The organism is uncultured Bacteroides sp., assembly GCF_949298305.1.
GTDB lineage: Bacteria > Bacteroidota > Bacteroidia > Bacteroidales > Bacteroidaceae > Bacteroides.
The window spans coordinates 1-19,352 of record NZ_CASFWU010000054.1 but is presented as its reverse complement, the minus strand read 5'-3'; the positions used below and the strand labels follow the sequence as shown (position 1 = coordinate 19,352).

At 59.5% G+C, this 19,352-nt stretch carries 16 protein-coding genes; 6 read left to right on the top strand and 10 right to left on the bottom strand.

Annotated features, from left to right (window positions below; translation table 11 throughout):
* Positions 1-194 precede the first annotated feature (194 nt).
* Genes Q1Y74_RS08675 through Q1Y74_RS08665 form a run of 3 tightly spaced genes read left to right on the top strand, consistent with a single transcriptional unit; the run spans position 195 to position 2,426 of the window.
* On the top strand, positions 195-1,340 hold the full coding sequence (locus tag Q1Y74_RS08675) for a 1-acyl-sn-glycerol-3-phosphate acyltransferase (protein WP_300813859.1): 1,146 nt from the start codon (positions 195-197) through the stop codon (positions 1,338-1,340).
* A complete protein-coding gene (locus Q1Y74_RS08670; RefSeq protein WP_300813858.1) occupies positions 1,337-2,014 on the top strand; it encodes a NigD-like C-terminal domain-containing protein in 678 nt (225 codons plus the stop codon). The genes Q1Y74_RS08675 and Q1Y74_RS08670 overlap by 4 nt, the downstream gene beginning before the upstream one ends.
* 25 nt (positions 2,015-2,039) lie before the next feature.
* Positions 2,040-2,426, top strand: a complete 387-nt coding sequence (locus tag Q1Y74_RS08665) for a rhodanese-like domain-containing protein (RefSeq protein ID WP_300813857.1) — start codon at positions 2,040-2,042, stop codon at positions 2,424-2,426.
* Positions 2,427-2,614: 188 nt separating this feature from the next.
* Here the strand turns inward: Q1Y74_RS08665 and Q1Y74_RS08660 are convergent, their stop codons facing one another.
* Complete coding sequence (locus Q1Y74_RS08660; RefSeq protein WP_300813856.1) at positions 2,615-3,568, bottom strand: acetylornithine carbamoyltransferase; 954 nt, start codon at positions 3,566-3,568, stop codon at positions 2,615-2,617.
* A gap of 277 nt (positions 3,569-3,845) precedes the next feature.
* Here Q1Y74_RS08660 and Q1Y74_RS08655 point away from each other — a divergent pair, with 277 nt between their 5' ends.
* From Q1Y74_RS08655 to Q1Y74_RS08645, 3 genes are all read left to right on the top strand, one after another.
* A complete protein-coding gene (locus tag Q1Y74_RS08655) occupies positions 3,846-5,648 on the top strand; it encodes a right-handed parallel beta-helix repeat-containing protein (RefSeq protein ID WP_300813855.1) in 1,803 nt (600 codons plus the stop codon).
* A gap of 115 nt (positions 5,649-5,763) precedes the next feature.
* The gene (locus tag Q1Y74_RS08650) at positions 5,764-7,317 is read left to right on the top strand and encodes a Gfo/Idh/MocA family oxidoreductase (RefSeq protein WP_300813854.1); all 1,554 of its coding nucleotides are present in this window, start codon (positions 5,764-5,766) and stop codon (positions 7,315-7,317) included.
* 542 nt (positions 7,318-7,859) lie between these two features.
* A complete protein-coding gene (locus Q1Y74_RS08645) occupies positions 7,860-9,038 on the top strand; it encodes a porin (protein ID WP_366914092.1) in 1,179 nt (392 codons plus the stop codon).
* A gap of 4 nt (positions 9,039-9,042) precedes the next feature.
* Here the strand turns inward: Q1Y74_RS08645 and Q1Y74_RS08640 are convergent, their stop codons facing one another.
* The 9 genes from Q1Y74_RS08640 to Q1Y74_RS08600 form a co-directional block, all read right to left on the bottom strand.
* A complete protein-coding gene (locus tag Q1Y74_RS08640; RefSeq protein ID WP_300813852.1) occupies positions 9,043-10,290 on the bottom strand; it encodes a glutamate-5-semialdehyde dehydrogenase in 1,248 nt (415 codons plus the stop codon).
* Between the two features lie 123 nt (positions 10,291-10,413).
* Positions 10,414-11,493 (bottom strand): glutamate 5-kinase, encoded by a 1,080-nt coding sequence (gene proB / locus Q1Y74_RS08635; RefSeq protein ID WP_300813851.1) that lies wholly within the window; start codon positions 11,491-11,493, stop codon positions 10,414-10,416.
* Between the two features lie 32 nt (positions 11,494-11,525).
* Entirely contained in the window at positions 11,526-11,768 is a 243-nt protein-coding gene (locus Q1Y74_RS08630) for a DUF2007-related protein (protein ID WP_300813850.1), read from the bottom strand.
* Between the two features lie 148 nt (positions 11,769-11,916).
* A complete protein-coding gene (murI, locus tag Q1Y74_RS08625) occupies positions 11,917-12,759 on the bottom strand; it encodes a glutamate racemase (RefSeq protein ID WP_300813849.1) in 843 nt (280 codons plus the stop codon).
* A 242-nt stretch (positions 12,760-13,001) separates the two neighbouring features.
* Entirely contained in the window at positions 13,002-13,508 is a 507-nt protein-coding gene (locus Q1Y74_RS08620; RefSeq protein WP_300813848.1) for an OmpH family outer membrane protein, read from the bottom strand.
* A gap of 72 nt (positions 13,509-13,580) precedes the next feature.
* Complete coding sequence (locus Q1Y74_RS08615) at positions 13,581-14,093, bottom strand: OmpH family outer membrane protein (protein WP_300813847.1); 513 nt, start codon at positions 14,091-14,093, stop codon at positions 13,581-13,583.
* Between the two features lie 126 nt (positions 14,094-14,219).
* Positions 14,220-16,862 (bottom strand): outer membrane protein assembly factor BamA, encoded by a 2,643-nt coding sequence (gene bamA, locus Q1Y74_RS08610; protein WP_300813846.1) that lies wholly within the window; start codon positions 16,860-16,862, stop codon positions 14,220-14,222.
* Positions 16,863-16,891: 29 nt separating this feature from the next.
* Entirely contained in the window at positions 16,892-17,803 is a 912-nt protein-coding gene (locus Q1Y74_RS08605) for an isoprenyl transferase (protein ID WP_300813845.1), read from the bottom strand.
* Positions 17,709-19,070 (bottom strand): DUF6242 domain-containing protein, encoded by a 1,362-nt coding sequence (locus tag Q1Y74_RS08600; RefSeq protein WP_300813844.1) that lies wholly within the window; start codon positions 19,068-19,070, stop codon positions 17,709-17,711. The genes Q1Y74_RS08605 and Q1Y74_RS08600 overlap by 95 nt, the downstream gene beginning before the upstream one ends.
* Positions 19,071-19,352 lie beyond the last annotated feature (282 nt).

The following is a 19,352-nucleotide window of genomic DNA, read 5'->3' as shown; positions in this document are numbered from 1 at the left end:
AATTATATGCTATCGTTTTGATTTTCACACTATAAAGATACATATAATAGAGCATTCTAACTAATTTTCAAGCATATTTCTTATCCAAAACTCAGGTTAAGAACTTAAAACCTCAAAACCTCAAAACCACAAGAACTCAAGAACTCAAGAACTCAAAAACTTAAGAACTCAAGAACTTAAATAAACTCACGCTTATGAACGAGGATTTTGACGAGATTCGTCCCTACAACGACGAAGAGCTTCCTCAGATATTCGAGGAACTGATTGCCGACCCTGCTTTCCGGCAGGTGGTTTGTGCCGTGATGCCCGGTGTGCCTTACGAGGCCCTTGCCGCGCAGATGCGTGCCTGCAAGACCAAGCTGGACTTCCAGAAGACTTTCTGCTACGGCCTGCTGAGGAAACTCATCAAGGAGGCTTCGGACGGGGTGACACTGGACCACACCGCCCTGACGGACAAGTCCGGGGCCTACACGTACGTGTCCAACCACCGCGACATCATTCTCGACTCGGGCTTCCTGTCCGTCATGTTGGTGGAGCAAGGCATGGACACGGTGGAGATTGCCATCGGCGACAACCTGCTCATCTATCCCTGGATCAAGAAGCTGGTGAGGGTCAACAAGTCGTTCATCGTGCAGCGTGCCCTCACCATGCGGCAGAAGCTGGAATCGTCGGCACGCATGTCGCGCTACATGCACCACACCATCCGCGACAAGAAGCAGTCCATCTGGATTGCGCAGCGCGAGGGCCGCGCCAAGGACTCTGACGACCGCACGCAGGACAGCGTGCTCAAGATGATGGCCATGGGCGGAGAGGGCGACATCGTAGACCGCCTGTCGGAGCTGAACATCGTCCCCCTGGCCATTTCCTACGAGTTTGACCCCTGCGACTTCCTGAAGGCGCAGGAGTTCCAGCTGAAGCGCGACAACCCCGAATACAAGAAGACACAGGCCGACGACCTGCTGAACATGCAGACGGGCCTCTACGGCTACAAGGGGCATGTACACTTCCAGGTGGCGCCCTGCATCAACGCCGCCCTGGCCGGGATGGACCGCTCCCTGCCCAAGCCCGAACTCTTTGCCCGCATCTCTGCGCTGATAGACCGCGGCATCCATGCCAACTACCGCCTCTATCCCAACAACTACGTGGCACACGACCTGCTGGCGGGCAATGCCGACATGGTCGCCCACTACACCGCCGCGGACAAGAAGCGCTTTGAGAGCTACGTGGAACAGCAGTTGGAACGCATCAGCCTGTCCGGCAAGGACGAGGACTTCCTGCGCTCAAAGCTGCTCCTGATGTATGCCAACCCCCTGACCAATTACCTGAAAGCCAAGTCATGAGCCGATTCTGCCGATATGCCTTCCTGGTGTGTGCCCTCTGCCTGCTGGCGGCCTGCGGCGCCGACGAGTATCATTACCCTTCGGTGAAGATGGAGTTCCTCACCGCCCGTTCGGGAGCCGACGGTTCCCTCCGTTCGGTGACGACCGACGCGGGAGAGACTTACGCCGTGCTGACCGACGCTTCGGGCCTGCACATCACGCCCGACTCGCTGGTGCGCATCGTCAGCAACTACGCCGTGGAGCAGACCTCCGACGGAGGGCAGGGAGCGGTGCTCTATGCCCTGACGCAGGCCATTGCCCCCCTGCCCAAACCTGCCGACGGGTTTGAAGGCGGGGTGAAGACCGAACCGGCCGACGTGACCAGCATCTGGATGGGACATGACTACCTGAACCTGGTGCTGGCCGTGAAGCAGCAGGGCAAGCACGCCCTGGGCTTTGTGGAAGACGAGGTGACCGACGACGGCGAAGGAGGGCGGACTGTCCGCCTTACGTTCTATCACGACGTGAGCAGCGATGTGCAGGACTACACCAAGCGCGCCTACGTCTCCGTCCCCTTGTGGCACTATGCCGCTCCGGGAGTGAACCGGGTGAAGCTCTTCTTCAGCCTCCAGACCCAGAAGGAGGGCATGAAGACCTACGCCTTCGAGTACGTGCCCGAAGCCGGTGCCGAATGATTGTTGTACATTGTAAAACCTGGATATGAAAACTTTTTTGGCTTCCTTTTGTATGTTGCTCTCCTCGCTCTTCGGCTGCCAGCAGAAGGGGGGAGGCTTCGAGACCCTGTCGGTTACGGACTTTGCCGACGTGATAAAAGACCCCGAAGTGCAGCGCCTCGACGTGCGCACCGTGGGCGAGTATTCCGAGGGACACATCCCCGGCAGTGTGAACATCAACGTGCTGGACGAGGCGTTTGCCTCCGTGGCCGACTCCGTGCTGCAGGCCGGCCGTCCCGTGGCCCTCTACTGCCGCAGCGGCAAGCGCAGCAAGAAGGCGGCCTCCATCCTCAGCGGAAAGGGCTTCAAGGTCTACGAACTGGGCACGGGCTTCAACGGCTGGGTGGCCGCCGGGCAGGAAGTGGCGAAGTAGGCGGCTTCCTCTCTCCGGCTGTATCTTTTTCAAATGATTGTCCGGGCGTATGCCCGGCTCCCTCCCCGCCTTGGGCTGCCCAAGGCGGGGAGTCTGGTTATCCGAGGCAGGGAACAGGACTTGCCCGCAGCCCGGTTTTAGGCCGCTCCGTGCGGCCGCTTCCGTGTGCGGCCGCTCGGGCCGCCGGGTCAGAGGCTTTCCAGCAGGCGCTTCAGCACCACCGTGGCCGAAATCTCGCGGTTGGCGGCTTCGGGGATGACGATGCTCTGCGGGCTTTCGATGACGTCGTCGGTCACAATCATGTTGCGGCGCACGGGCAGGCAGTGCATGAAGTAGGCGTTGTTGGTGACGGCCATCTGCCGGTCGCTCACCGTCCAGGCACGGTCCTTGCTCAGTATCTGTCCGTAGTTGTCGCCCGTGTAGGCGGCCCAGTTCTTGGCGTAGACGAAGTCGGCGCCCTCGAAGGCCTTCATCTGGTCGTACTCCACGCGGGCGTTGCCCACGAACTTCGGGTCGAGCTCGTAGCCTTCGGGATGGGTGATGACGAACTCATAGTCCGTGGCGTTCATCCACTCGGCAAACGAGTTGGGCACGGCCTGCGGCAGCGGGCGCGGATGCGGAGCCCAGCTCATGACCACCTTGGGACGGGCGGTCTTCTTGTATTCCTCAATGGTGATGAGGTCGGCAAAGCTCTGCAGCGGGTGGCGTGTGGCGGCCTCCATGGAGAACACGGGGCGGCCGGAGTACTGGATGAACTGGTTCAGGATGACTTCGTTGTAGTCGTAGTCGCGGTTCTCGAAGCGGGCGAAGGAACGCACGCCGATGATGTCGCAGTAGCAGCCCATCACGGGGATGGCCTCCAGCAGGTGTTCGGGCTTGTCGCCGTCCATGATGACGCCGCGCTCGGTCTCCAGCTTCCAGGCTCCCTGGTTGATGTCCAGCACGATGACGTTCATGCCCAGGTTCAGCGCGGCCTTCTGGGTGCTGAGGCGGGTGCGCAGGCTGGAGTTGAAGAATATCATCATCAGCGTCTTGTTGCGGCCCAGCCCGACGTATTTGAAACGGTCTTTCTTGATCTCGAATGCTTCGGCAAGTGCGGTCTTCAGGTTGCCGATGTCCTGTACGCAAGTAAAGTTCTTCATAATCTGCTTCTTTAGTTGATGTATTTTAATGGATAGCAAAGATAGGGATAAAATGCGAAAAGTACCTCCTTGCCGTCAAAGAGATAGGCAAAAATTACTCTCTTTGGATAAGAAATGGGATACGGCCCGGCATGGCCCGGCCAGAAAACTCCGTTTTCGTTTGCCTCTGCACTTGCCTTTTACTATCTTTGCGCCCGAATCGGACGGCGGGCGGCGTTGCCCCCCCTCTCAAAAGGAACCTTTGCTTATTGTAACCTTAGTCAACGGATAGAATCAGATGAATGCACATTCCCCGGGAAAAATCTCCCTCTTGCTTGTATGGTGTTTTCTCTGTGCCGGCCTGTCGGTCCGGGCGCAGGAGACCAGAGTGTACGACGTGGCCTACTACGGCCTGAAGGCCGGCAGCCCGAAGAACGCCTCGCCCCTGCTCCAGAAGTTGCTGGACAAGGTGAAGGAAGAATGCCGCGAAGGCGACAGCATTGTCATCCGCTTCCACGAGGGCACGTACAACTTCTATGAGAAAGGCTCGGCCGAGCGCGAGTATTACATTTCCAACCACGACCAGGACAATCCCAAGCACGTGGGCCTTCCGCTCGAAGGCTTCCGGCGCCTCACGGTGGACGGCGGCGGCGCGTCGTTCGTCTTCCACGGGCGCATGCTGCCCGTCTCGCTGCTCCGTTCCGAGGGCTGCACGCTGAAGAACTTCAGCATCGACTTCGCCAATCCCCACATCGCGCAGGTGGAAATCATCTCCAGCGACCCCCAGCGGGGCATCATCTTCCGGCCCGCTCCGTGGGTGAAGTGGCGCATCGGCAAGGACAGTGTCTTCGAGGCCTACGGCGGCGGCTGGACCGTGCGCCACAGCTGGGGCATCCCCTTCGAGAAGGAGACCCGCCGCATCGTCCACAACGCCGGAGACCGCGGCTGCAACACCAAGGGAGCGCGCGCCATCAAGAAAGGCATGGTGCTGGCACCCGAGTGGAAGGACGAGAAACTCACACCGGGCACCATCTTCGTGATGCGCGGCTGGGGACGTCCCGCCCCGGGGCTCTTCCTCTCCCACAACACCGACACCCGCCTGGAGAACATACAGGTACACTACGCCGAAGGCATGGGCCTGCTGGCACAGCTCTGCGAGAACATCACGCTGGAGCGCTTCAGCGTCTGCCTGAAGGGCGACGACGACCCGCGCTACTTCACCACGCAGGCCGACGCCACCCACTTCTCGGGCTGCAAGGGACGCATCGTGTCGCGCAACGGCCTCTACGAGGGCATGATGGACGACGCCATCAACGTGCACGGCACCTACCTGAAGGTCATTGCCCGCCCGGACGACCGTACCCTCGTGGCACGCTACATGCACGACCAGGCCTGGGGCTTCGAGTGGGGCCGCGCGGGCGACGAGGTGCAGTTTGTCCGCTCGCGCACCATGGAGACCGTGGGCGCGGCCAACGTGATAGACTCCATCCGTCCCTATGACAAGTCCGCCGTGAAGGGCGCGCGCGAGTTTGCCATCACCTTCCGCCGTCCGCTGGAGGCCGGCATCACCCCCGAGGCCGGCTTCGGCATCGAGAACCTGACGTGGGCGCCCGAAGTGGAGTTCACGGGCAACCTCATCCGCAACAACCGCGCGCGCGGAGCCCTCTTCAGCACCCCGCGCCCCACGCTGGTTGAGGGCAACACCTTCGACCACACCTCGGGCACGGCCATCCTGCTCTGCGGCGACTGCAACGGCTGGTACGAGACGGGCGCCTGCCGCAACGTCGTCATCCGCGGCAACCGCTTCATCAACGCCCTCACCAGCCTCTACCAGTTCACCAATGCCGTCATCTCCATCTACCCCGAGATACCCGAGCTGGACAAGCAGCAGGCCTACTTCCACGGCGGCCCCGGGGGCGGCATCGTCATCGAGCAGAACGAGTTCGACACCTTCGACGCCCCCATCCTCTACGCCAAGTCGGTGGACGGGCTGGTGTTCCGAAACAATACCATCCGCACCAACACCGAATACCCGCCCTTCCACCCCAACCGCAGCCGCTTCCTGCTGGAGCGGGTGACGAATGTCTCCATTTCTGAATGAAACGGCTTTTCTTTGCCCCTGTGGGAAAAGGATTTGGGGAAACTGTTGGTTCGTAAACCATACTTTACTATATTTGTGAACTATTTATATTTTCTAATCTAAAACGAAAAAAATCATGAGAAAAATTGGAACTTTATTGTTTGCCGTGTGTCTGGCTTTGGGCGCATGCTCAACGCAGCCTGCCTCTCAGGTGCAGACCAACGACAAAGGCACGCAGTGGGAATGGAAAAACGGTACCATCGTGGTACAGTCACCCGCCCGTCCCGAAGGACAGAAGAGCGTGCTGGGACTGACTACTCCGAAGATGGAGGTTGTACGTGTAGGATTCGTAGGACTGGGCATGCGCGGCCCCGGAGCCGTGCAGCGCTTCACATATATTCCCGGTGTGCAGATTGTGGCCCTCTGCGACTACATCCCCGAGCGTGCCGAGGCCTGCCAGCAGTTCCTGAAGGCCGCTTCCATGCCCAAGGCTGCCACCTACTCCGGCGAGAAGGGCTACGAAGAACTCTGCAAGCGTGACGACATCGACCTGGTTTACATCGCCGCCGACTGGCTCCACCACTTCCCCATTGCCAAGTGTGCGCTGGAGAACGGCAAGAACGTAGCCATCGAGGTGCCCTCGGCCATGAACCTGAAGGAGTGCTGGGAGCTTATCGACCTGAGCGAGAAGACCCGCAAGCACTGCATGATTCTGGAGAACTGCTGCTACGACTGGTTCGAGATGAACACCCTGAACATGGCCCAGAACGGCGTGTTCGGCGAAGTAATCCGTGCACAGGGAGCCTACATCCACAACCTGAGCGACTTCTGGGACTGGTACTGGAAGACCGGCGAGAACGACAAGCTGGGCTGGCGTCTGGAGTACAACATGCGCCATCGCGGCGACGTTTATGCCACTCACGGCCTTGGCCCCGTGGCACAGGCGCTCGACATTCACCGCGGCGACCGCATGACTACGCTGGTGGCCATGGATACCAAGTCCGTTGTGGGCAAGGCGCTGGTTGAGGCCCGCACAGACTCCACCTGCAACAACTTCCGCAACGGCGACCACACCACCACCCTCATTCGCACCGCCAACGGCAAGGTCATCGAAATACAGCACAACGTCATGACTCCCCAGCCCTACAACCGCCTCTACCAGCTGACCGGTACCAAGGGCTTCGCCAACAAGTATCCCGTAGAAGGCTATGCGCTGGATGCCGCACAGATGAGCGCGTCGGGCGTACAGCCCAAGGTGGACAACCTGAGCTCGCACGGCTTCCTGCCCGCTGCCGAGATGCAGGCATTGGTTGAGAAATACCAGCACCCCATCCTGAAGAAGTACGGCGAGATGGCCAAGGAAGTGGGCGGCCACGGCGGTATGGACTTCATCATGGACAGCCGTCTGGTCTACTGCCTCCAGAACGGTCTGCCCCTCGATATGGACGTTTACGACCTGGCCGAGTGGTGCTGTCTGGCCGAACTGGGCGAGCTCTCGATGGACAACGGCTGCGCTGCCGTTGAGTTCCCCGACTTCACCCGCGGCGAGTGGAACGTAGTGAAGGGCTACAAGCACGCCTACGCCAGCCCCGAAGACGAGGCTGAGGCGATGGAAAAGGCCAAGGCCTTCACCGCCAAGCTGAAGGAGCAGGGCGCCAAGGAATGGGCGCAGGAAGCTGCCAAGAAGTAACCGGACGGGAACGCGGGCCCTGCCTGCATCCCCGCCAATAACCCCACGGGCGGGTACACCCCGACACAGCGGCACACGTCGGCCGCCTCGTCGCGGTGTACCCGCCTTTTTTGGCACCTTGCTGAAGGGGGTCGTGGAAGTGTGCGATGGAGGGGGGAGCACCGTGCCTGCATGGTCCGCGCACCGTGCCTGCATGGTCCGTGCACCGTGCTTGCATGGTCCGCGCACCGTGCTTGCATGGTCGGCAAGGGGCGGCCGGATGCCGGCTTTCCCGCCTTTTTTTCCGCCGGCGCGAAACAAAAGAGCCGCTCCGGCGTTATGTTGCTGCGGCCGTGCCCCGGCAGAGGGGGGCGGCGCGGCCGCTGCCCGGCGGGTGTTTCAGAACATGTCTGCCGGAAATAACGCTCCCGCCTGTTCCTACTTCGGAATGAAATCCTTACATTTGTGGAAGGAGCGGCGACGGGGCGGCCTCCCCCTCTTTGCGGCAGCCTTTATTTTGATTTACCAATCCACCTACCGATATGAACAGACGTTGTAACCATCTGACGAAAATCCTGTTCGGAGCCTGCCTGCTGGCGGCCTGGACGGGTGTGCGGGCGCAGGAACCGCTGATAGAGCCCGAAGAGGGGCGCACGTTGCTGGAACGCTTCACCAAGGGCGGAAAGTCCATCAGCTCCAGCAGCATGAACCTGCAGTTCTATACCTCGGCGGCCGCCAAGTTCAAGGACGGCTCGCTGGACGAGGCCGCCTTCAAGATAAACGGCGTGCGCCTGGAACTGTTGGGCGACTTCGGCAAGAACTTCTCCTACCACTTCCGCCAGTCGTTCAACAAGTACAGCAACCCCCATGCGCTGGACAACCTCTCCTCGTCGGTCGAGGTGGCCTCGGTGGCCTGGCGCATGAACCCGCACTTCACCCTCACCGCGGGCAAGCAGGCCATCCAGCTCAGCGGCTACGAGTACTGGGTGAACGCCATCCGCGTGCGCGAGTTCAGCGACTTCAACAACTACATAGACTGCTACCAGGCCGGTGTGAACGGGGCCGTCAACTTCTCGCCCACGCAGACGCTGAACCTGCAGGTGGTGAACAACTCGGCCGCCAAGGACGACGGCGCCTTCCTCTACGGCCCGCCCGAGGGCGTGGGCAAGGTGCGCGTGCCCGTGCTGTCCACCGTCAACTGGGACGGGTACTTCCTGGACCGCGGGCTGAACCTGCGCTACTCCGTCTCCTGGGGCGAGCTGGCGCGCAAGCGCGACATCCTGTACCTGACGGCGGGCAACGTGTGGGAGAAGGGCCCCGTGGTGGCCTACGTGGACTTCATGTACTCGCGCGAGGGGATAGACTGCAAGGGGCTGGTGAGCGAGCTTTCGGCCTCGCTGCCCGACGGCGGCGTGACGGCGCAGCACGTGTCCTACTTCACCACCATCCTGAACTTCGACTACCGCATCCATCCCCACTGGAACGTCTATGCCAAGGGCGCCTACGAGACGGGCAGCGTGTATAAAGAAAACGGCCCTTACGAGAAGGGCCTTTACCGCCGCACGTGGAACGTGCAGCTTTGCGGGGAATATTTTCCGATGAAGAACAGCGAGCTGCGCATCTTCCTGCACCTGGTCTACAAGAACTACGGCCTCACCGCCCGTGCCCGCTCGCTGGGCGCCGAGGGCTACTCCACGCAGCGCGTCTCGCTGGGCCTGGTCTATACGATTCCCGTGTTCTGATTCCTTACTTCCGTATCTGTCCCTCGCCCTCGACAATCCACTTGTAGGTGGTGATTTCCTCCAGGGCCATGGGGCCGCGGGCGTGCAGCTTCTGGGTGCTGATGCCTATCTCGGCGCCCAGGCCGAACTGCGCGCCGTCGGTGAACGAGGTGGGGGCGTTGACGTAGACGCAGGCGGCGTCCACGTCGCGGCAGAAGCGGGCGGCGTGCTCCTTGTTTTCGGTCACGATGCACTCGCTGTGGCGCGAGCCGTAGCGGCGGATGTGGGCCAGGGCCTCGTCGATGGAGCCGACGGTCTTGACGGCCATCTTGTAGTCCAGGAACTCGGTGCCGAAGTCCTCGTCCGTGGCCGGTTGCAGCAGCGGGGCGGGGTAGTGCCCGTCGAGGGCGGCGTAGGCGGGGCCGTCGGCGCAGATGACGACGCGGCTCTCCTGCAGCGGGGCGCAGAGGCGGGGCAGGTCGGCCAGGCGGGAGGCGTCCACGATGAGGCAGTCCAGCGCGTTGCAGACGCTGACGCGGCGCGTCTTGGCATTGTTCACGATGGGGGCGCCCTTGGCGAGGTCGCCGTAGCGGTCGAAGTAGGTGTGGCAGATGCCGGCGCCCGTCTCGATGACGGGGATGGTGGCGTTCTGGCGCACGAAGTTGATGAGGCTGCCGCTGCCGCGGGGTATCAGCAGGTCTACGTAGCGGTCGGCGTGGAGCAGCTGGGCGGTGGCTTCGCGGTCGGCGGGCAGCAGCTCCACGATGTGCGGGTTGACGCCGAAGCGCCCGAGCACGCGGTGGATGACGTCCACGATGGCGCGGTTGGAGCAGTCGGCGTCGCTGCCTCCCTTCAGGATGCAGGCGTTGCCGCTCTTCAGGCAGAGCGAGAACACGTCGAAGCTGACGTTGGGACGGGCCTCGTAGATGATGCCGATGACGCCGAAGGGCACGCTGACGCGCTTCAGGCGCAGTCCGTTGGGCAGGGTGCTCTCCTTCAGCGTGCGGCCCAGCGGCGAGGGCAGTCCGGCCACGTTGCGCGTGTCGGCGGCGATGCCTTGCAGGCGTTCGGCGGTCAGCTTCAGGCGGTCGTATTTGGGGTTGGCGGGGTCCATGCGGTCCAGGTCCTTGCGGTTCTCGGCCAGGATGTAGTCTGTCTCTTGCAGGGCGGCGTCGGCCACGGCCAGCAGTATCCGGTTGATTGCGGCGTCGTCCAGCGCCAGGAGTTCGCGGCCTGCGTCCTGCACGGCGGCGAAAGTATCGTTCAGGTTCATGGGGGAGGCTTTAAAAGTTAATAATTAATAATTAATAATTAAAAACGGGGGGAATGGGTTGGAATTATTCTTAGGACGTTATCGTCCATTGTTAATTCTTCATTCCTCATTCCTCATTCTTCATTATTCAATGTAGAGGTAGTCGTAGTGGACCACGGGCTTCTTGCCGTGCTTGCCCATGCTTTCGCGGGCCTGCGCGGAGTCGCAGTTGGCTTTTCCCACGCCCACGGCGCGTCCCTCGAAGTCGACGATGCGCACGATGTCATCCTTCTCGAACTCGCCGCGGATGTCGGTGATGCCCACGGGCAGGATGCTGACGGCCTTGTCCGAGTACAGCACCTCGGTGGCGCAGCGGTTGATGTGGATTTCGCCCTTGGCGAAGCCTTCGCTGTGGGCAATCCATTTCTTCACGCTGGACACGGGCTGCGGGGCGGGCACGAAGCGGGTGCAGAGGGTCGTGTCGGGGTGCGTCACCAGGTCGGTCAGGATGTTGTCGCGCTTGCCGTTGGCAATGATGACGCTGATGCCCTCGTCGGCCACCTTGCGGGCGATGTGGGTCTTGGTGAGCATGCCTCCGCGGCCGAAGCTGGACTTGGAGGCCTGGATGTAGGCGGACAGGTCCTTGCCCTGGCCTATCTCGCGGATGACCTGCGAGGCGGGCTCGGAGGGCGGTCCGTCGTAGATGCCGTCTATGTTGCTGAGGATAATCAGCGCCTGCGCGTCCATCATGGAGGCTATCAGGCCGGACAGCTCGTCGTTGTCGGTGAACATGAGTTCGCTGACGGAGATGGTATCGTTTTCGTTGACGATGGGGATGACGCCGTTCTCCAGCATCACGGTCATGCAGTTCTTCTGGTTGAGGTAGTGGCGGCGGGTGCCGAAGCTCTCCTTCATGGTGAGTACCTGTCCCACGGCGATGCCGTGTTCGCGGAAGAGCTCGTAGTAGCGGTTGATGAGTTTGGCCTGTCCCACGGCGGAGAAGAGCTGGCGCTGGTCCACGCTGTCCAGCTTGCGGGCAGGGCGCACCTCGCTCCGCCCGGAGGCCACGGCTCCCGAGGAAACGAGGATGATTTCGGTGCCCTGCTTGTGCAGTTCGGCTATCTGGTCCACCAGGGCGGACATGCGGGTGACGTCCAGCGTGCCGTCACGCCGTGTCAGTACGTTACTGCCTACTTTTACAGTAATCCGTTGAAATAGTTTCATATTTGTGGGCTTGTTCGGCGGGGCGGTCTGTGTCAGCCTTCGCCGTTGGTTTTCCGGGCATATTCGCGGACAATCTCCATGGCCGGCTCAAAATCTTCTTCATTGACGAGAACTCTGACATCGACGGCCGAGGCGGGCAGTACCACGTTGACTACCATTCCGTCCTTGGTGGTGGCTTCGATGTGGCCGCTTTCCAGCAGACTCTTTACAAGTTCAGCTTCCCAAAGAGACCCCCTGAATACTTCAACAAGTTTGCTCTTATCTTCCTTTTTCATGATGTTGTGGTTTTGAGTGATTGTTTCACAAATATAACAATTATTTCTAAATACTGTTTCCTTTCGGTGCTCCAATTTCCTTCCCGCCCTGATTTTTCCTGTGCGGGCGGCTGCGCGGGTCTTCTGCCGGGTCTTGTCCGGACTTGTTTCAGGCCAGTTCCACTTTGGTCACTTTCACGCTTTCGTTGAGGAAGGTGGAGGCCGACTCGCAGAACTTCTCTTCGGCCTCGGTGGTGAAGTACAGGCAGGTGCCCTGCTTGGTGCAGCGGCTGTCCATCTCGGGATGCCGCCGCAGGTAGTCCTTCAGGCTGTCGGCCACCAGCTCGCCCTGGGCCACGGTGGTGATGTGGGCGGGCATGTACTGGCGGATTTTGGGCAGCAGCAGCGGATAGTGCGTGCAGCCCAGGATGACGGTGTCTATCAGCGGGTCGCGGGTGAGCAGCTCGTCGATGTACTTGCGCACGAAGTAGTCGGCGCCGTCGCCCTGCGCCTCGTTGTTCTCCACCAGCGGCACCCACAGGGGGCACGGCTCGCCGCACACGCTGATGTCGGGGAAGAGCTTGCGCACCTCCAGCGGATAGGACTCGGATTTGATGGTGCCCGTGGTGGCCAGTACGCCCACGTGGCGGGTGCGGGTGATGCTGCCTATGCACTCCACGGTGGGGCGGATGACGCCCAGCACCCGTCGGTTGGGGTCGATGAGCGGGAGGTCGTGCATCTGGATGCTGCGCAGGGCCTTGGCCGATGCCGTGTTGCAGGCCAGGATGACGAGGTGGCAGCCCATGTCGAAGAGCTTTGTGACCGCCTGGAGGGTGAACTGGTAGACAATCTCGAACGAGCGGGTGCCGTAGGGGGTGCGGGCGTTGTCGCCCAGGTAGATGTAGTCGTACTGGGGCAGCGCCTCGCGTATCTTGCTGAGGATGGTGAGGCCTCCGTAGCCCGAATCGAACACGCCGATGGGGCCCGGTGCGGTGGCGGGTTTCTGTATCATGTCATTAAAAATATACTTTCCCTGCAAAGATAGCATTTAGCGGCGTAAGTAGGTGTGCCTGCCGCGTGTTTTTTGGGAGCGGGGTGGAGGGGAGGTGTGAAAACAGGACAGGCACGGACCATCGGGTGGCGGGGTGGAGGGGGTGCCTCGTCCGCACATTCCGGATGGACCGTGCCTGTGTGCCGGCTGCCGGCGGTTGGTGCCGGCCTTGCCGCGGTTGCAGGCTGCCGCCTGCCGCCGCTTTATTTGATGCCCAGCTGTGTCTTTACCTTCTGTGTGAGGTCGATGCTCTCTGTGCCGATGTAAGCCACGGGAGTGCGGGCGATGTCGAAGATGTAGACCACACCTTCTGCCTTGCCTACGGCCTGAACGGCATCGTCCAGCTTCTTGTAGATGGGTGTCATGGCGTCAGTCTGTGCCTTCTGCATGGCCTGTGCGGCTTCCTGCTGGAACTGCTGCTGGCGTTGTGCCATGTCCTGAAGTTCCTTCTGCCGACGGTCTGCGATGTTCTTGGGCAGCGAGTCGGCCTGCTGCAGGAATTCCTGGTACTTCTTGTTGAATTCGGCCTCGCCTGTTTCCATTTCCTTCTGGTACTGCTTGGCCAGTGCGTCGATGTCGGCCTGTGCCTTGGTGAATTCGGGCATTACGGTGATGACTTCCTGAGAATTCATGTGGCCGAACTTGGCTTGTGCCATAGCTCCCAGCGGGAGGATGAACATGACTATGGCAATTGCGATTTTCTTAAGCATAACGTTTATTGTTTATTGATTTTGAATGAATTGTTTTTCGTTGTATAGCTTTCGGCTGGCAAATGTATGAAATTAATTTGAATATCCCATTTTTGCAAGGACTTCATTGCTGATGTCGATGCTGGGCGAGGCGAAAATGATGCTGGTGGCCGAGGCGCGGTCCTGCACGATGGCATAGCCTTGCTGGGTGGCAATCTCCTTGACGGCGTTGTAGATGTTGTCCTGGATGGGCTGCATCAGCTCGTTGCGCATCTTGGCCAGCTTGCCTTCGGGGCCGAAGTACTGGCGGCGCAGTTCGGCGGCTTCCTTCTCCTTGTTCACGATTTCCTCTTCCTTCTGCACCTTCTGTGCTTCGGTCAGGTTCTTGGCGTTCTGGTAGTTCTGGTAGAGGGTCTTGGCTTGCTCTCCCAGCTTTTCCACTTCGGCCTGCCATTGCTTGGAGGCTTTGGCCATCTCTTCGTTGGCGCTCTGGTAGGCGGGAATCTTGTTCAGGATGTATTCCATGTCTATCAGCGCGAACTTCTGTGCATGGGCTGCCGTGCAGGCTGCCAGCAGCATAAACATCAATAGAATGCTCTTTTTCATAACGTCAATCCTTTCTTTATTATTGTTCTTATATGCCGGGGCCGTTCCCGGCCGGCTTTCGGGGGCATCCCCGTCGGGGCTGTGCAGGTGTCTGCTTGCGGCTTCCTGCGCGGCCCTTTTCCTCTGTTAGAATTCCTGTCCCAGGATGAAGTGGAACTGGCTTCCGCCGTACTGCTTGGAGCCAAGAACCTGGTCGAAACCGTAGGCCCAGTCAATACCCATCATACCGATCATGGGGAGGAAGATGCGGACACCGACACCGGCCGAACGTTTCAGGTCGAAGGGGTTGAACTTGTTCACATCCTGCCAGGCGTTACCGGCTTCTACAAAGGTGAGGGCGTAGATGCTGGTGCTGGTCTCGAGCATCAGCGGGTAGCGCAGCTCCAGGCCGAGGCGGGCGTAGGCATAGCCTTCATATCCGTAGGGGGTCAGTGAGCTGTTTTCGTAACCGCGCAGGGCGATGCTCTCCGTGGCGTAGGTGGAGTAGCCCGTCATGCCGTCGCCGCCCACGTCGAAGGTCTCGAACGGTGACTTCTTGTACTTGTTGTAGTGGCCCAGCAAGCCGAATTCCACACGGCCCATGATGACGGGTGTACGCTTCACGGTCATGGGGTCCATTAGAGGAATGTAAGTCTTTGATTTGAATTTCCACTTGTGGTATTCAATCCAGCGGTGCATCTTGTTCATGTCCTCCTGGTTGCTGGTGCTGTACTGGCTGTAATCCACTCCGTCGAAGAGCGAGTAGGGCGGAGTGAGCTGTGCGGACAGCGAGAACTCGGAGCCCTGGCGCGGATAGATGGGGTTGTCGATGGAGCTGCGTGACAGGGTGAGGTTCAGGCTCAGGTTGTTGCACTTTCCGTTGGTCACGGGGAAGTACTGCCAGTCGCGCAGGATGTAGCGCTGGTAGGACAGCTCTGCGGTGAACTGGAAGAAGTCGTCGGGCCACTTCAGACGCTTACCGAACATGACGGACAGTCCCCACATCTGGATGGACTTGTCGGGGTCGTAGTAGTTCTCGTAGTTGACGTAGTTGCCGTAGTTGTACATGCCGTAGCCGTACATGCCGCTATAATAGCTGTTGTAGTAGCTGTTCATGTAGGCGTCGTTGTAGTAGCGGCTGCTGATGTCGGTCTGGCGCGAGTAGAAGGCCGATACGGAGAAGGCATTCGGACGCTTGCCGCCGAACCACGGGTCGTAGAACGATACGCTGTACGACTGGTAGTACTTGGCGTTGGTCTGTCCGCTGATGGTCAGTGTCTGTCCGTCGCCCTGGGGCAGGATGCCGCGGTAGTTCTCGCCCGGATGCAGCAGGTTGGCCAGCGAGAAGTTGGTGAACTTCAGGCTCAGCTTTCCGATGATGCCTGTCTGTCCCCATCCGGCGGAGAATTCCACCTGGTCGTTGGCCTTGGAGACGAGGTTGTAGCCTATGTCCACTGTTCCGTCTTCGGGACGGGGCTGGATGTCGGGCGTAATCTGTTCGGGGTCGAAGTGTCCCATCTGCTGTATTTCACGCATGGAACGCATCAGGTCGTCGCGGCTGAAGAGCTCGCCGGGGCGTGTACGGAGCTCGCGGCGCACCACGTTTTCGTAGAGGCGGTCGTTGCCGTTGATGCTGACTTTGTTGATGGTGGCCTGGCGTCCTTCGTAGATGCGCATTTCCAGGTCGATGGAGTCGCCCACGATGTTCACTTCCACCGGGTCGAGGCTGTAGAACAGGTAGCCGTTGTTGTAGTAGAGGTTACCGATGGCGTCTTCGTCCGAGTTGAGGCGCTCGTCCAGCAGCTTCTGGTTGTAGACGTCTCCCTTCTTCATGCGCAGCAGGAAGTTGAGGTATTCGGAGGTGTAGAGTGTGTTGCCCACCCACGTGACTTCCCGCAAGTAGTACTTCTGTCCTTCGTCGATTTCAATGAAGACGTTGACCGTCTTGTCGTCGTACTGGCTGATGCTGTCGTTCACAATCATGGCGTCGCGGTAGCCCAGCTCGTTGTACTTGTCTATAATCAGTTGCTTGTCGGCCTCGTAGTTTTCCTCCACGAACTTCTTGGTGCGGAACAGGTTGATGAGCTTGCCTTTTTCGTTGGTTTTCTTCATTACCCGTTTCAGCTTCTTGGCCGTGAGGGCCTGGTTGCCGACGATGGTGATTTCGTGTACCTTGATTTTCTCCTTCTTGTCGATGACGATGTCTACAAACACTTCGTTCTCCTTGTCGGGGTTGTCCCGCTGGATGATGTTCACTTCGGCGTTCTTGAATCCCTTGTCGTCGTAGTAGCGTTTGATGAGGGTCTTGGCGCGGTCGATGGCGTTGGGGGTAATCTGGTTTCCCTTGAGCAGGGCCACTCGGGCCTCCAGGTCTTCGCGTTCGGACTTCTTGACTCCCGAGTAGCGGATGTCCGTCACGCGGGGACGCATGGCCAGGTGGATGGTCAGCCAGACTTTGTCTCCTTCAATCTTGTCCGCCTCGATGCTTACGTCGGAGAACAGCCCGTGCCTCCAGTAGCGTTTGCAGGCCTGGGTAATCTCTTCGCCGGGCAGGGTGATAATCTGTCCTTTGGAAAGGCCCGACAGTCCGATGATGACGTAATCCTCGTAGTTGGGGGCTCCTTCTACCTTGATGTCTGCAATTTCATACTTCTTGGGTGTACCCGAATAAAGGATGACGGGCTTTTCGTTTTCATTGCCGAGAGTAACCTCTTCCTGTGCGCCTGCATTCGGTGCGCAGCAGAAGAGGCAGATGAACGTAACGAGTATGGAGAATATCCGATAATGCATTTATGTGATAATTAAATGAGTTTCTATTGTTAACTGATCTGTTCGCTGGTCTTGCCGAACCGGCGTTCGCGTTTCTGGTATTCGCAGACGGCCTTGCGGAGCTCTTCGGCGCCGAAATCGGGCCAGTAGGTGTCGCAGAAGTAGAGCTCGGTGTAGGCGCACTGCCAGAGCAGGTAGTTGCTCAGCCTGATTTCGCCGCCTGTACGTATCAGCAGGTCGGGGTCGGGCATGAAGTGCGTGGCCAGGTGCTGCGACAGTATCTGGCTGTCTATCTGTTCGGGCTGCAGGCTGCCTTCACGCACCAGCGCGGCTATCTGCCGCACGGCCTCCGTTATCTCCCAGCGCGACGAATAGCTCAGGGCCAGCACCAGGCACATGCCTGTGTTGCGCGAGGTGTGTTCCACGCAGGCATACAGCCGCTCCTGCACGTTGGCGGGCAGTTTGGCTATGTCGCCTATGATGCGGAAGCTGATGTTGTTCTTCATGAACGTTTCCTCCTCGATGCTTTCGAGAAGGAGGCCCATCAGCGCCGCCACTTCGTCCGAGGGGCGGTTCCAGTTTTCGGTGGAGAAGGTGTATAGCGTCAGATACTTGATTCCCAGTCTGGCGGCCTCTTCGGCTATGGTATGCACGGTTTCGGCGCCGGCCTGATGGCCGTAGCTGCGTTCATGTCCGCGCAGCTTGGCCCATCGTCCGTTGCCGTCCATGATGATGGCCACGTGGCGGGGTATCCGGTTGAAGTCTATTTGCTCTTTATCTTGCATCTCTGTTCTCTTGCTTTTATGGGTGAGTGGTGCATTCTTTCTTATTATAATAAGGTGTCGGATGACATGGAACGCACTGCCATTATTCTTGGTTCTTGAAGCCGAGCCTGTTGAGGCGTCCGCGCCACACTTCGTTGGGCTGTCCTCCGACGATGAGCCAGATGAAGTTGTCGTCATCCGTCGTCATGGAGTAGTTTCCGCCGAGGTACACCTCCTGGGGCAGCAGGAACTTCTTTTCCGTACGGGTCCAGGCCAGGCCTGCCTGCGAGGCGTAGATGGATTCCAGACGCTCGCCGAAGATGTAGAACTGTCCGCCGTAGTGCATGATGCAGGGGTTGTAGCCCACATAGCCCGTCTGGCAGTAGGCGTCGTAGGTCGTGCCCGAGTTCATGGCGGCCCACGTCTGTCCGTCGTAGGCCCAGGGTATGATTTTCTCTTCCTGTGTCCGGCCCACTACCATCACCTGGTTCAGCTGGTTGGATGTGCGGAAGGAGGTGGAATACAGCTGTTCGGTCGGGAAGCCGTAGGGCAGGGGCGTCCAGCGGTCGGCGGGCTGCCAGGCCGTGTTGCCTTCCTGGGCGTTGGCCAGATAGAGCGCGTCGCCGTCTTTCACGATGGCCGTCAGTGTGCCTTCAAAGCTGGTCACCAGGTTCTTGACCGGTCCGCTCAGGCCTTCCACGAGGGTCCATTCTGTTCCGTCTGCCGAGCTGTACACGTTGCCGCTTGCGGCCGACATGTAGAGCTGCGACCTGGCGCCTTCCGTGGGGGTGTCGAAGCCGGCGTCCACTTTCACGACCGAGGCCGTCTGGATGTCCTGCGGCAGGTTGGTGGCGGCTTCTTCCCAGCTGGAGGGCGACTGTGTCGGGGTCTTGTAGACCGTGACGCTGCCCGAGGGGGCTGTTACGTAAACCAGCAGCTGGCCGTTCAGGGTGACGGACTTCTGGCGGTTGGCGATGGAGCCTGTGGCGAAGCCGGCTATGCGGTCTGTCATGTCGGTCCATTGCAGCGAGTCGGGGTCTTGCTGGTGAATGTTGATTTTCAGTATGTACTTGCGCGAGGTGACCAGGTCGGGGGCGTGGGCCGTAAACTCCATGCCGCCCTTGGCCGCGCTGCGCAGGTCTTGGTAGTTTTCTATGTTGAACAGGGTGTCGTTCAGTCCCGAGGTGACGTAGCCCGCGCCAAACGAAACGTAGAACGTGTCTACCAGAATGCTGTCTATGATGGTGTCTGCCCCCACCGGAAGTGAGTCGGCATTGTATATCAGTCTGTTGAGCTGGTCGATGGTGAACGGATACCGTTTGCCCAGTCCGGTGGTGTCGAGGCTGAACCGCGTGACGGTGGCGTCGGCATTGGCTTCGTACGAGTTGTCCGAATCCAGACAGGAACTGATGGTTATGGTTACAAACAGGAAACTGGCAATTATCAATAAAAACTTTAGTCTCATTTCTTGTGATGATAGTGTTTATTTACAAGTTGCAAAAATAGGAACATTTTTTTCTATATAGAGCATTGCGGGGAAGTTTTATATAAAATTATAGATAATATGGCAGTTTTTGCCGATGAAAAAGCCCTATAATGAGGCTGTTTGAGGCCTGCGGGCAGAAGGCGGCGGGCGTGCGGGCCCCGTCGGGGGCGGTGCCTGCGCGGGTTGCCGGCGGGGGCGGGACGTGTCGGGGCGGAGTGGGGGAGCGGACGGCCTGCCGGGGGGCGCCTGCACGGTCCGCGC

What these genes read in the sequence shown, in the direction of transcription:
- Q1Y74_RS08675 (WP_300813859.1), top strand. Translation starts at nt 195, where the DNA reads ATGAACGAGGATTTTGACGAGATTCGTCCCTACAACGACGAAGAGCTT.
- Q1Y74_RS08670 (WP_300813858.1), top strand. Translation starts at nt 1,337, where the DNA reads ATGAGCCGATTCTGCCGATATGCCTTCCTGGTGTGTGCCCTCTGCCTG.
- Q1Y74_RS08665 (WP_300813857.1), top strand. Translation starts at nt 2,040, where the DNA reads ATGAAAACTTTTTTGGCTTCCTTTTGTATGTTGCTCTCCTCGCTCTTC.
- Q1Y74_RS08660 (WP_300813856.1), bottom strand. Translation starts at nt 3,568, where the DNA reads ATGAAGAACTTTACTTGCGTACAGGACATCGGCAACCTGAAGACCGCA.
- Q1Y74_RS08655 (WP_300813855.1), top strand. Translation starts at nt 3,846, where the DNA reads ATGAATGCACATTCCCCGGGAAAAATCTCCCTCTTGCTTGTATGGTGT.
- Q1Y74_RS08650 (WP_300813854.1), top strand. Translation starts at nt 5,764, where the DNA reads ATGAGAAAAATTGGAACTTTATTGTTTGCCGTGTGTCTGGCTTTGGGC.
- Q1Y74_RS08640 (WP_300813852.1), bottom strand. Translation starts at nt 10,290, where the DNA reads ATGAACCTGAACGATACTTTCGCCGCCGTGCAGGACGCAGGCCGCGAA.
- proB (WP_300813851.1), bottom strand. Translation starts at nt 11,493, where the DNA reads ATGAAACTATTTCAACGGATTACTGTAAAAGTAGGCAGTAACGTACTG.
- Q1Y74_RS08630 (WP_300813850.1), bottom strand. Translation starts at nt 11,768, where the DNA reads ATGAAAAAGGAAGATAAGAGCAAACTTGTTGAAGTATTCAGGGGGTCT.
- murI (WP_300813849.1), bottom strand. Translation starts at nt 12,759, where the DNA reads ATGATACAGAAACCCGCCACCGCACCGGGCCCCATCGGCGTGTTCGAT.
- Q1Y74_RS08620 (WP_300813848.1), bottom strand. Translation starts at nt 13,508, where the DNA reads ATGCTTAAGAAAATCGCAATTGCCATAGTCATGTTCATCCTCCCGCTG.
- Q1Y74_RS08615 (WP_300813847.1), bottom strand. Translation starts at nt 14,093, where the DNA reads ATGAAAAAGAGCATTCTATTGATGTTTATGCTGCTGGCAGCCTGCACG.
- bamA (WP_300813846.1), bottom strand. Translation starts at nt 16,862, where the DNA reads ATGCATTATCGGATATTCTCCATACTCGTTACGTTCATCTGCCTCTTC.
- Q1Y74_RS08605 (WP_300813845.1), bottom strand. Translation starts at nt 17,803, where the DNA reads ATGACGACAACTTCATCTGGCTCATCGTCGGAGGACAGCCCAACGAAG.
- Q1Y74_RS08600 (WP_300813844.1), bottom strand. Translation starts at nt 19,070, where the DNA reads ATGAGACTAAAGTTTTTATTGATAATTGCCAGTTTCCTGTTTGTAACC.